The 11,925-nt window shown below is 64.2% G+C and carries 9 protein-coding genes; 6 read left to right on the forward strand and 3 right to left on the reverse strand.

What is annotated here, in order from left to right:
- Positions 1 to 7 precede the first annotated feature (7 nt).
- Positions 8 to 820 (forward strand): inositol monophosphatase family protein, encoded by an 813-nt coding sequence (locus H156_RS0104920; RefSeq protein WP_017364249.1) that lies wholly within the window; start codon positions 8 to 10, stop codon positions 818 to 820.
- Here H156_RS0104920 and H156_RS0104925 read toward each other — a convergent pair.
- A complete protein-coding gene (locus H156_RS0104925) occupies positions 777 to 3,212 on the reverse strand; it encodes a DUF3772 domain-containing protein (protein ID WP_238536786.1) in 2,436 nt (811 codons plus the stop codon). The genes H156_RS0104920 and H156_RS0104925 overlap by 44 nt on opposite strands.
- A gap of 55 nt (positions 3,213 to 3,267) precedes the next feature.
- A complete protein-coding gene (locus H156_RS0104930; protein WP_036246100.1) occupies positions 3,268 to 5,343 on the reverse strand; it encodes a carbon starvation CstA family protein in 2,076 nt (691 codons plus the stop codon).
- 171 nt (positions 5,344 to 5,514) lie between these two features.
- Between H156_RS0104930 and H156_RS0104935 the strand changes: the two genes are divergently transcribed.
- A complete protein-coding gene (locus tag H156_RS0104935; RefSeq protein ID WP_248617051.1) occupies positions 5,515 to 7,488 on the forward strand; it encodes a glycogen synthase in 1,974 nt (657 codons plus the stop codon).
- 6 nt (positions 7,489 to 7,494) lie between these two features.
- Positions 7,495 to 8,757 carry an alpha-amylase family glycosyl hydrolase gene (locus H156_RS0104940; RefSeq protein WP_017366246.1) on the forward strand — a complete coding sequence of 421 codons (1,263 nt, stop codon included), beginning with the start codon at positions 7,495 to 7,497 and terminating at the stop codon, positions 8,755 to 8,757.
- A gap of 141 nt (positions 8,758 to 8,898) precedes the next feature.
- Here the strand turns inward: H156_RS0104940 and yihA are convergent, their stop codons facing one another.
- Positions 8,899 to 9,531: a ribosome biogenesis GTP-binding protein YihA/YsxC gene (gene yihA, locus H156_RS0104945; RefSeq protein ID WP_010961818.1), complete on the reverse strand. Its 633-nt coding sequence runs from the start codon at positions 9,529 to 9,531 to the stop codon at positions 8,899 to 8,901.
- A gap of 157 nt (positions 9,532 to 9,688) precedes the next feature.
- Between yihA and H156_RS0104950 the strand changes: the two genes are divergently transcribed.
- The 3 genes from H156_RS0104950 to H156_RS0104960 all read left to right on the forward strand — a co-directional run bounded on the left by H156_RS0104950 (position 9,689) and on the right by H156_RS0104960 (position 11,924).
- Positions 9,689 to 10,306, forward strand: coding sequence for a c-type cytochrome (locus H156_RS0104950; protein WP_238536908.1), 618 nt, complete (start codon positions 9,689 to 9,691; stop codon positions 10,304 to 10,306).
- A gap of 89 nt (positions 10,307 to 10,395) precedes the next feature.
- The gene (locus H156_RS0104955; RefSeq protein ID WP_228370204.1) at positions 10,396 to 11,064 is read left to right on the forward strand and encodes a thiol:disulfide interchange protein DsbA/DsbL; all 669 of its coding nucleotides are present in this window, start codon (positions 10,396 to 10,398) and stop codon (positions 11,062 to 11,064) included.
- An 11-nt stretch (positions 11,065 to 11,075) separates the two neighbouring features.
- Positions 11,076 to 11,924, forward strand: coding sequence for an endonuclease/exonuclease/phosphatase family protein (locus H156_RS0104960; protein ID WP_010961815.1), 849 nt, complete (start codon positions 11,076 to 11,078; stop codon positions 11,922 to 11,924).
- Position 11,925 lies beyond the last annotated feature (1 nt).

An 11,925-nucleotide genomic window follows, 5' to 3' on the forward strand; every position in this document is an offset into this window, starting at 1 on the left:
GCTCGCTATGGATCCCATGCTGAACATCGCCATTCGCGCGGCGCGCGCCGCCGGCGATTTGATCGTCCGCTACGTCGACCGGGTCGATACGCTGAAGATCTCGCCCAAGAGCCGGAACGATTTCGTCAGCGAAGTGGACCGCCAGGCCGAGCAGGAAATCCTGCAGATTCTGCGCAAAGCCTATCCCGGCCATGTCTTCCTGGGCGAGGAAGGCGGCTGGCAGGGCGGCGTGGGCAACGAATACGTCTGGGTCATCGATCCGCTCGACGGTACCACCAACTTCCTGCATGGCTTCCCCCAGTTCGCCGTCTCCATCGCTTTGCTGTACCGCGGCGTTCCTGAAGCCGGGGTGATTTACGATCCCATGCGGCAGGATCTCTTCACCGCCAAACGTGGCGGCGGCGCCACCCTGAACAACCGGCGCATCCGGGTGACCAAGTTGAACGGTCTGACCGGCGCCTTGCTCGGCACGGGCATTCCTTTCAAGGATCAGACCCATCTCGACGCCTATCTGGGCATGCTGAAGGCGTTGATCCGTGACACCGCTGGCATCCGCCGGGCCGGTTCGGCGGCGCTGGATCTCGCCTACGTAGCGGCTGGCCGTCTCGACGGTTTCTGGGAACTGGGACTGCAGAAATGGGATATCGCGGCCGGCGTCCTGCTGATCAAGGAAGCCGGCGGGATCGTCACCGATCTCGCCGGCGGCGACGGCTACATGGAGAGCGGCAATGTACTGACCGCCAGTCCGCGTCTGCATGAGTGCATGCTGGAAGCCATCAGACCCCATTTGACCGAGGCGCTCCGGGGGCGTCCGGGCTGAGCGGCGGCGCACCCAGCCTGGCCAGCAGCCAGGACAATTGCTCCGGGTCGAAGTCCAGGTGCACGTCGCGCTGCGGGTAGGGCATGGACAGACCCTCGCGGCGGCAGGCGGCGTCGATCTCGATGCAGAGTTCACTGGTCACCGACTTCATGGTATCGACGTCGGCGACGAAGGCGACGACTTCGAAGTTCATGGAACTCGACCCGAACTCCTTGAAGAACACGGAAGGACCGGGTTGACGCAGCACTTTGGGGTGGGCCGCGGCGACCCGCATCAAGGTTTCGCAGACCTTCCGCGCGTCGGTGCCGTAGGTGAAGCTTACCGGGACCACGATCCGCCCTACCTTGTCGGCATAGGTACGGTTCGTGACCGGGTGGGCGATGAGCTCGGAGTTGGGGATGAACACCGAGGCGCTGTCGAAGGTGAGCACTTCGGTGGCGCGTACGCTGATCTTCTTCACATAGCCCTGAATCTCCCCCACCACGATCCAGTCGCCCACCTTGACCGGCCGCTCGGCTAGCAGGATCAGGCCGGACACGAAATTGTTGACCACGTTCTGAAGGCCCAGGCCGATGCCGACCGACAGCGCGCCGGCAATGATGGCAAGCTGCGACAGATCGAAGCCGGCTGCCGAGACCAGAGTGATCAGGGCCAGGGTGAATCCCAGGTAGCCGACGGCAGTGCGGATGCTGTGCTGCACGCCCGGATCGATGCGGGTGCGGGGCAGGATGCGGTGTTCCAGGGTCCGCTGGACAAAGCGGGTCAGAATCAGCGTTCCCCCGAACAGGAGCAGGCCGAATGCCAGGTCGGCCAGGGACACGGTGATGTTCCCGATCTTGAAACCGAATACCGCTTCGTACAGCCAGCTGCTGAGGTCGCTGCCGCCTGCCCCCCACAAAACCAACAGCGCCAAGATGCCAGCCAGGCCGATGCCCAGCCGGACCAGCCCGGTGAGCCACAAATTCAGGGCATCGATGCCTTCGGGCGAGACTTCCAGATTGCTGCGCAGATGCCTGCCGACGATGGCGTGTTCGCTCAGCGTATGGTTGACGAACTCGTCGCCGATCTTGGTCAGCACGGTGACCAACACGTAGAGCCCGATCGATAGCACGAGCTGGATGGCGAGCAGGCGCGACAGCACCACGTAACCCGGCAAAGCGGCGATCGGAATGGCATAGACGAGCAGAGTCAGCGCGTAGCGCAGACCTGGCCAGCGCGCGGTGCCGAGCTCGGATTCCCAAATCCGCCGCCGCAGGAGCACCAGCAGCAGCAGTGCGATCGACAGGCCGGTCACGAAGTTGTGCAAGGCCATGAGTTCCACGGACCACTCGAACCGCTCGCCCCAGACGTTGACGACGGCATCGATGGCGAATACCGCCGTCATGGCCGTAACGATGCGGGCGATGACCTTGGCGCCGGGGTCACCGAGTGCCACCAGTCGCCACAGCGGTTCGCCGGGCGCCAGTGCCGCCCGGCAGAATGCCACGACGAAGAAGAACGTCACCAGCATCGCCGCCAACGGCTCGATGATGCGCTGAACGCGGTCCGACACCAGATCGCCGGCAGTGAATCCCAGATAGAGCGCCAGGACGGCCACCGAGGGGATCAGTGTGCGGATGACGCCGGTGACCAGCGCGGTGCGGAGCCGCTGACCATAGCTCGGTTCGGCGGTAAGCTCGACGTAGCCGAAGCGCCGGACGAACCAGAGTCGCAGCGGCCAGGCGATGACCACGGCCGTCAGGACCGCCAGAGGCAATCGCCAGCGCATTTGGCCGAGTTGGGCGGCTGCGCCTTCGCCGGTCAGCCATGCTGCGAAGTCCTGGCGCAGCGACGCGGCGCCTTCCGCCATTTCCTGAATTCCCTTGCGCCATACGGCGGGGGAGAGCGGTGAGGGACCGCGGCTCAGCACCCGTTCGGTGAAGCGCGTGCGTCGCAGGGCTTGGAGCCGTTGGGTCATGCCTTCGGCGCGGGTAATGACCAGGTCGGCTTCTTTCAGGCTGCCTTCCATGTTCGCCAGGCGTTCGGCAATGGCTTTGCGCTTGGCGGCGATGCCCGCAGCCTCCGGTGGTTCCCCCTCGCCGGGCGGCGGTCCGAGCGCCGCCAGCTCGTCTCGGGCGGATTGCACGAGGGGCCGGGCCAGATCGGCGGCTGAACGGACTTCCAGGCGCAGGGAAGCCAGTTCGGCCCGGATTTCGACCAGCCGGTCGTCATCCACCTCACCTTTGGCGAGGGTTTTCTCGTAGCGGTCGAGCAACGCCTGCCAGTCCTTGACCTGGGAGGCCAGCGGCTTCTCGCCCGCCGGTTCCTGGGCAGAGGCGGAGGCGAACACCGCGGCCATCAGCAGAAACAGGGAAAAGACGAGGCGGAATTTATTCGAGCGGATTCGAGTCATCGTTACCGTGAGCTTGCATGTCCCATGCTGGGCGCCAAGCACGTACCGTGCCCGGTCAGTCTCTGACCCAGTTTTCCGTCAGCCGGCTCGGGATGCGGGGCGACTCGCTGCTGGGCGGATGCGGGCGCCCGGCGAGCACGCAGTAGCAGACCCTCGTCGTGTCCGCCGCCAGGATCCAGCTCAGCCCCATGAAAACCGCGGTCAGGGTGGCATCCAGATAGTCGTTGAAGATCAGCTGCGGCGCCTTGGCGGCCTGGTCCGCCGAAAGCAGGCCGGCCGCCAGCTTGTCGCCCAGGTCGCGGGCATGCGCCAGGAAGCCCACGCGCAGTTCGGGGCTGAACAGTTTTTCCCAGGCCGCGCTGCTGGTGACCACGATCAGCCAGGACAGCGGCAGGGCGGTGATCCAGGCGTAGGAAGCCTTGCCGGTCTTGACCAGGATGGTGGTGGCGACGCACAGGGCGATGGCGGCCAGCATCTGGTTGGCGATGCCGAACAGCGGCCACAGGCTGTTGATGCCGCCCAGCGGGTCGATGGTGCCCATGTACAGGAAATAGCCCCAGCCGGCGACGACCAGCGCCGAGGAGAACAGTACGCCGGGATACCAGCCGGTCCGTCCCAGCACGGGATGCCAGTTGCCCAGCATATCCTGCAGCATGAAGCGGGCGACGCGGGTGCCGGCGTCCAGCGTCGTCAGGATGAACAGTGCCTCGAACATGATGGCGAAGTGGTACCACAGCGCCAGCAGGCCGTCGCCGAACGCGCTGGCGAACAAGGATGCCATGCCCACGGCCAGCGAAGGGGCGCCGCCGGTGCGGGCGAACAGGCTCGCCTCGCCCATCTCCCGGGCCAGGGCCGCCATTTGCCCGACGTCGACCGGGAAGCCCCAGGACGAGATCGTCGCCACCGCGTCGGCCGCTTCCTTGCCGACCACGCCGGCCGGGCTGTTGATGGCGAAATAGACGCCGGGGTCGAGCACGGTCGCCGCGATCATGGCCATGATGGCCACGAAGGATTCCATCATCATCGCCCCATAGCCGATGAAGCGGGCGTCGGCCTCGTTGGCCAGAAGCTTGGGCGTGGTGCCGGAGGAGATCAGGGCGTGGAAACCGGAGATCGCGCCGCAGGCGATGGTGATGAACACGAACGGAAACAGTTTGCCGCCGAAGATCGGCCCGGTACCGTCGATGAAGGCGGTGAGCGCCGGCATACTGATGTCGGGATGCAGGATCAGGATGGCGACGGCCAGGGCCGTGATGGTGCCCAGTTTCATGAAGGTAGAGAGGTAGTCCCGCGGCGCCAGCAGCAGCCACACCGGCAATACGGCAGCGGCGAAACCATAGGCGATGATCATCAGCGCCAGGGTGGGGGCGTCGTAGTCGAACCAGGTGCGCAGGGCCGGATGGTGGTCGATCCAGCCGCCGCCGGCGACCGAGATGATCAGCAGGGTGACGCCGATCAGCGTCGCCTCGATCACCCGGCCGGGGCGGATCTCGCGCATGTACAGGCCGATCAGCACCGCGATGGGAATCGTCGCCGCCACCGTCGAAGTCGCCCAGGGGCTGTGCTTCATGGCGTTGACCACGACCAGGCCGAGCACCGCGATCAGGATGATCATGATCGCCATCACACCGACGAGCGCCGCCGAGCCGCCGATGGGGCCCAACTCGTCGCGGGCCATCTGGCCGAGCGAACGGCCGTCGCGGCGGATAGAGCACACCAGCACCACGAAGTCCTGCACGCAGCCGCCGAACACAGCGCCGATCAATATCCAAAGCGTGCCGGGCAGATAGCCGAACTGGGCCGCCAGGGTCGGGCCGATCAGCGGCCCGGGGCCGGCGATCGCGGCGAAGTGGTGGCCGAACACGACCCACCGGTGGGTGGGTACGAAGTCGCGGCCGTCGTTGAAGCGTTCGGCGGGTGTGGCGCGGCCGGCGTCCAGCAGCAGCACGCGGGTTGCAACAAAGGCACTGTAGAATCTATAACCCAGGGCGTAGACGCAGACCGCCGCGGTCACGAACCAGAGGCTGTTGACCGACTCACCGCGGTTTAGCGCGATTCCTCCCAGTGCGGAGGCGCCGAGCAGCGCGACGGCGGACCAAGTCAGGACGACGGTGAGCTTGCGAGAGGGCATGGTGTGTTTCCTTGGTTGACTGTCCATTCGCCCGGGTACTCCAGGAAGCCGGTGAAGGTTCGGCGGAGGGCAGCGTATTATGCACAGTCGACCAGCGGTCGAGGTAGGTGTCGGCGGTACTGGACCCACGTCTGCCCGAGTGAATTCTACAGAGGCCATCCGGAGGACCACATGGCTCGCAAACCCAAAGCGCCAAGAGCCCCCCAGTCCGGGGCGACGAAAGCATCCCCCCAGGTAGGCAGGCCGGTCCCGGGTCCGCCGCCGGTACCGGAGCGACCGGCCGAGCCGGAACCGCGGGCCGCCGCTACCGATGCCGCGGCGGGCGACAAGGCAGACGCCGGCAGCGGGGGCGCTTCGCCGGAAGGCGGGGCCGCCGCAATTCCGTCACCGCCGCCGGCAGCAGCCGGTACACCGGCGCCCGAGGAAACGGTCCCGGAGGCGGCGGAGGTACCGGAAGCGACGGGAACGGTCGCGGACGGCCCTCTCGAACCCCCTGTCGTGGAAACCGGAATCCCGCTTCCCCCGAGTGAGGCGGATGCGGCCGGCGACGATTCGCCCGAACTCCCCCATGCGCCCGAATGGTCGCCTCCGGTTGCTGCGGAGATGCCGGAAAGCCGGGCCGAGGTTGCGCCGGAGCCGTCGCCCCCGCCTCACATCCAGCACCGGCCCGCCCTGTTCGTGGTCCATGTCACGCCGGAACTGGCGCCGGTGGCGAAGGTCGGCGGGCTGGCGGACGTCGTGTTCGGACTCGGGCGGGAGCTGGAGATCCGCGGCAATCACGTCGAAATCATTTTGCCCAAGTACGACTGCATGCGCTACGACCAAATCTGGGGTCTGCAGCGCACCTTCGATGACTTGTGGGTGCCCTGGTATGGTGGAGCCATCCACTGCTCTGTCTATTTCGGCTTCGTCCACGGGCGCAAGTGCTTTTTCATCGAGCCGCACTCCCAGGACAATTTCTTCAACCGCGGTGCGGTGTACGGCTTCCATGACGACATTTTCCGTTTCGCGTTCTTTTCGCGGGCGGCGATGGAGTTCCTCTGGAAGGCCGGCAAGAACCCCGACATCATTCATTGCCATGATTGGCAGACGGCACTGGTGCCGGTCTATCTGTACGAAATCTATCAGCCGATGGGGATGAGGCATCCCCGGGTCTGCTTCACCATCCACAATTTCAAGCATCAGGGCGTTACCGGGGCGCAGGTGCTGCACGCCTCCGGACTCGACCGGCCGGAATACTATTTCCACTATGACCGCCTTCGCGACAACCATAATCCCCACGCCATCAATCTGATGAAGGGCGGCATCGTCTATGCCAATTTCGTGACCACGGTTTCGCCGCGCTATGCGATGGAGGCCAAGGATCAGGGCCAGGGTTTCGGACTCGAGCCGACCCTGCACATCCATCACATGAAGTACGGCGGGGTGGTGAATGGCATCGACTACGACGTCTGGAATCCGGAGATCGACCCGCACATCCCCGTGCACTTCAGTGTGGACACGATCGAAGGCAAATATGCCGACAAGAAGGCGCTGCGCGACCGGCTGCTGCTCGCCGACAACGAGAAACCCATCGTGTCCTTCGTCGGCCGGCTCGACCCGCAGAAGGGCATCGAGCTGATCCGCCACGCCTTGTTCTATACGTTAGGGCAAGGCGGCCAGTTCGTCCTGCTCGGCTCCAGTCCCGACGGGGCGATCAACGGCTATTTCTGGAGCCTGAAGCGGCAGTTCAACGACAATCCGGACTGCCACCTGGAAATCGGCTACAACGAAGAGCTGGCGCATCTGGTCTATGCTGGCTCGGACGTGATGGTGGTGCCCAGTCGCTTTGAGCCCTGCGGACTGACCCAGCTGATCGCCATGCGCTATGGCACCATTCCGGTGGTGCGCGAAATCGGCGGTCTGGCGGATACCGTGATCGACAAGGATTTCTCGCACCGCCCGTTGCATGAGCGCAACGGTTACGTATTCCGCGATTACGATGAGCGCGGACTGGAATCGGCGCTGGGCCGGGCGATCGCCTGCTACTATCAGTATCCGGACCACTTCCGCGAGCTGATGAAGAATGCCATGCGCTACGACTATTCCTGGAACCATCCGGGGCAGGACTATCTCAACATTTACCACTATATCCGGGACAAATAGCCGGCCATGAGGATTTACAATCTCTTTCCCCGGCTGGCGGGTCGCTTCAGCCGATGGACGCCGCATTTCGAACGGGCCGCGGCCATGGGTTTCGACTGGATATTCATCAACCCGATCCAGCAGACCGGCCGTTCGGGCAGCCTGTATTCGATCAAGGACTATTTCGGCATCGATCCGGCTTTTCTCGAGGCGCAGCCTTCCGGGGAACAGCAGGTGCAGGCAATGGTCCGGGCCGCGAACGGGCTTGGCATGAGGGTGATGGTGGACCTGGTCATCAATCACTGCGCCTACGACTCGCCCCTGCTCGGCGCCCACCCGGAGTGGTTCGTCAGGGAGAACGGACGAATCGCCCATCCCTCCTGCAACCAGGACGGCCACCGGGTGGTGTGGGAGGATTTGGCCCAGTTCGATTTTCGGGCGGGGGCCGAGCGTGAGGCGTTGGTGGCCTATTGCCTCGAAATCGTGCGCTTCCTGTGCCGGCTGGGCTTCAACGGGTTCCGTTGCGATGCGGCTTACCAATTGCCGCCGGAAGTCTGGGAGTACCTGATCCGGGAGATCAAGCGGGAATGGCCGGATACCGTGTTCGTCGCCGAGACCCTGGGGTGCTCCCCGGACCAGACGCGGCGGACCGCCCAGGCCGGTTTCGATGCCATTTTCAACAGCTCCAAGTGGTGGGATTTCTCCAGTCCCTGGCTGCTGGAACAGTACCAGCTCACCCGTGAGGTCGCGCTTTCGATCGGTTTTCCCGAGAGCCACGACACGCCCAGGCTCATGGAGGAGGCGCACGGCAACGTGGACGTCTTGAAGCAGCGATACCTGTTCACCGCTCTGTTCTCCGGCGGGGTGATGATGCCGGTCGGCTACGAATTCGGATTCCGGCGGCCGCTGCACGTGGTCGCAACCCGGCCCGAGGACTGGGAGCCGCCGGCCTGCGATCTCACCGGTTTCATCCGGGCGGTCAATGAGGTCAAGGCCCGCTGTCCGGTGTTCCAGGAGGACAGCGTCACGCAGCCCCTGCCGTACCCGAATCCGGCGATCCTGCTGATGTGGAAGGCCGGGCGGAAGCCTGGGGAGGAGGCGCTGCTGGTGTTCAACAAGGATCCCTGGAACCGTCAGTGCTTTCGTGTCGACGACATTTACCAGTACGTTCAGGGAAGGACGCCGTTGCGCGACCTTTCACCGGAGTGGCGGCTGGATTACGTTCCGGTGCAGTTCGAGTTCGAACTCGCTCCCGGCATGGGGCGGGTCCTGGTGACTGGAACGGAGTGAACTTTTTCGCTTCGCCGTGATCAATACAAGCAAGTCGTCTGGATTCGACGCGAACTCTACTCATCGTCTCCCTTGTGAGTAGCCTATGCAACCCCGGCTCCCCCTGGCCGGGTCATCACGCCCTCCGGAGTGTCCCCCCTCTTAAGCTCCGGGGGTTTTTTCTTGGTCCTCCCTCGGCAGGTCGAGCCATCGACCCAACACTTCCCATGCCTCCTCGGTGCCGCTCTTCTTGAGCGAGGAAAAAAGCTGAACGCTGAAATCCGGCGAACCGTAGCCCGCAAGGCGGGTTTTCGCCATGAGCCGGGCATTCATCGCCGCGCCCCGGCTCAGTTTGTCGCTCTTGGTCAGCGCGACGTGCAGGGCGATGCTCCGGTGAGCGCACCATTCGATCATGACTTCGTCCATCTCGGTGAACGGGTGGCGGACGTCCATCAGCAGGAACACGCCGCGCAGCGACTGCCGGTAGCGCAGATACTGCTCCAGCGCCGCTTCCCAGCGCCGGTGGATTTCGCCGGGCACCTTGGCGTAGCCGTAACCGGGCAGATCGACCAGCCGCCGCCCGTCGTCGATGGAGAAGAAGTTGATCATCCGGGTTCGTCCCGGCGTCTTGCTGACCCGGGCCAGCCCGCCGACATTGGCCAGGGTGTTGATTGCACTGGACTTGCCGGCGTTGGATCGGCCCGCGAACGCGACTTCGCAGCCCTGATCCGGCGGGGCGTCCTTCAATTCGAGGATGCTGCGCAGGTAGCGTATGGATACGGGAGGGATTTTCACGAGGGAGAGGACGATCGTAATCGGGCCATTCTACACTGCGGTTGCCATGATGGGGCACGGTGTTGACTTTTCGGGGCGATCCCTATTTGATGCGCCTGTTTTGTCATGAGTGCGGCCGGCCGATCATGGCCCGCCATTTTTTTGAGATAATTCGCTGATGAAAACAATGACGATCAAGGCGCTGGCGTTCGGTTTCGGCGTGCTGGCGCTGGGGGCGGGATCCTGGGCGCACGCGGAGGGAAATCCCGCCGCGGGCAGGAAGAAGGCCGAGACCTGTTCGGGCTGCCACGGCGAGGACGGCAACAGCAATGCGCCGATTTTTCCCAAGCTTGCCGGTCAGCATGCCGCCTATCTGACCAAGCAGTTGCAGGAGTTCAGATCCCAGAGCCGGGGCGAATCGACCATGGCGGCCATTGCCGAGCCGCTGAGCGACGAGGACATCGCCGACCTCAGCGCCTGGTTCGCCAAGGGCACCGTGCACATCGAAGAGGAGGAGGGCGACTATTCAGCCGGCGAACGCCTCTACCGTAGCGGCGACCTGGGGAAGGGCATTCCCGCCTGTTCGGCGTGCCATGGGCCGCATGGCGAGGGCAATGGAGAAGCCGGTTTTCCCGCCGTGCGCGGCCAGTACTCGGCCTATGTCGCCAAGGCCTTGCGCGAGTTCAAGACCGGCGAGCGGCATAACGATCGGAACCAGATGATGCGCGACATCGCGGGAAAACTGAGCGATGAGGATATCGGCGCGGTTTCGGATTTCGTTTCGGTTCTGAAATGACAGCGAAGGTCGGCATCGCCGGGCCTTTTCGGGCTTTTTCGATCGTATGGGCTTCGGGCCGCGGGGCGGCCCGATTCAGAGGAGGATTCGTGAATACAGGCATCCACATGTTGCGCACCGGTCTGGGAGTGGCGTTTCTGGCGCTGTTTTCCTCACTGCTGTCCGCGGCTCCCGCGCCCGCGGAAACCCAAGAGTACACCGCGGGCAAGGACTACGAGGTGATCAATCCGCCGCAGCCGACCACGGATCCTTCCAAGGTCGAAGTCCTCGAATTCTTCTGGTACGGTTGTCCGCATTGCTATCACTTCGAGCCGGACTTGAACGCCTGGCTGAAGACCAAGCCGGACAACGTGGTATTCATCCGCCAGCCGGCGGTTTTCAACGAGCGCTGGGCGGCGCACGCCAAGATGTTCTACACGGCGGAAGCATTGGGCGTCCTGGACAAGCTGCATCCGCAGTTCTATGAGGCCATTCAGGTCAAGAAACTGGCGCTGGCCAGCGAAGACGAGCAGGCCAAATTCTTTACCGAACACGGCGTCACCAAGGATGCATTCCAGAAGGCCTACAAGTCGTTCGCAGTGGACGCCAAGATGCGCCAGGCCGAGGGCATGGGGGCGCGTTACGGCATCAGCGGCACGCCGACGCTGGTGGTGAACGGCAAGTACCGCGTGTCCGGTTCGCTTGCCAAGTCCTACCCCAATATGATCGCCATCACCAACTACCTGATCGCCAAAGAAAGCGGCAAGCCGGCGAAATAAGGGGGATGTCCATGGGGGGGGCTCTGGCAGTCCGGGAACGTGTCGGGGAGGCGCTTCCCAGACCGGCGAACGCGGATACGGCGCCGGTCGTGCTCCGTCTGGCCAGCTTCAATATCCAGACCGGAATTTCCACTTCCAGCTACCGCGATTACATCACGGGAGGCTGGAGGCACGTGTGGCCATCGACCAAGCGCCTCCCTAACCTGAACCGCATCGCCCAGCTTCTCGAGCCGTTCGACATCGCCGGCCTGCAGGAGGTGGACGGGGGCGGAATGCGCAGCCACAACATCGTCCAGACCCAGTACCTGGCCGAGCATGCGGGTTTCGCCTACTGGCACAATCAGGTCAACCGCCGGATCGGCCGGCTGGCGCTGCACAGCAACGGCCTGCTCAGCCGGATCCGTCCCGACTTCGTTCACGACTACCCGCTGCCGGGTATGCCGGGGCGCGGTGCCCTGCTGGCCCGTTTCGGCCGTGATCCCCGCAATGCACTCTACGTCTGCGTGGCGCATCTGGCCTTGAGCCGCCGGGCGCGCCTCAAACAGTTGCGCTTCATCAGCGATCTCATCGGCCATCTGCCTTACGTGGTGATGATGGGTGACCTCAACTGCGAGCCGAATACCCCGGAACTCGACCTGCTGCTGGATGCGACCCACCTGAACGACCCGGTCTGCCGTCTGAAGACTTTTCCGAGCTGGCGGCCGCACAAGATGCTCGACCACATCCTGGTGACGCCCTCGCTGCGCGTCAACCGGCTGGAAGTGATCGACTTCGCCTGCTCCGACCATCTGCCGGTATCGATGGAAGTGGTACTGCCTGACGCGTTGGCCCACATCGGCGAGGCGAGGCAGGCGGCCTGAC

The organism is Methylococcus capsulatus str. Texas = ATCC 19069 (assembly GCF_000424685.1).
Lineage (GTDB): Bacteria > Pseudomonadota > Gammaproteobacteria > Methylococcales > Methylococcaceae > Methylococcus > Methylococcus capsulatus.

Bases quoted from the DNA above. Each gene is read 5' to 3' on its own strand.
- H156_RS0104950 (WP_238536908.1), top strand. From the start codon at position 9,689: ATGAAAACAATGACGATCAAGGCGCTGGCGTTCGGTTTCGGCGTGCTG.
- H156_RS0104920 (WP_017364249.1), top strand. From the start codon at position 8: ATGGATCCCATGCTGAACATCGCCATTCGCGCGGCGCGCGCCGCCGGC.
- H156_RS0104960 (WP_010961815.1), top strand. From the start codon at position 11,076: ATGGGGGGGGCTCTGGCAGTCCGGGAACGTGTCGGGGAGGCGCTTCCC.
- H156_RS0104935 (WP_248617051.1), top strand. From the start codon at position 5,515: ATGGCTCGCAAACCCAAAGCGCCAAGAGCCCCCCAGTCCGGGGCGACG.
- H156_RS0104940 (WP_017366246.1), top strand. From the start codon at position 7,495: ATGAGGATTTACAATCTCTTTCCCCGGCTGGCGGGTCGCTTCAGCCGA.
- H156_RS0104925 (WP_238536786.1), bottom strand. From the start codon at position 3,212: ATGACTCGAATCCGCTCGAATAAATTCCGCCTCGTCTTTTCCCTGTTT.
- H156_RS0104930 (WP_036246100.1), bottom strand. From the start codon at position 5,343: ATGCCCTCTCGCAAGCTCACCGTCGTCCTGACTTGGTCCGCCGTCGCG.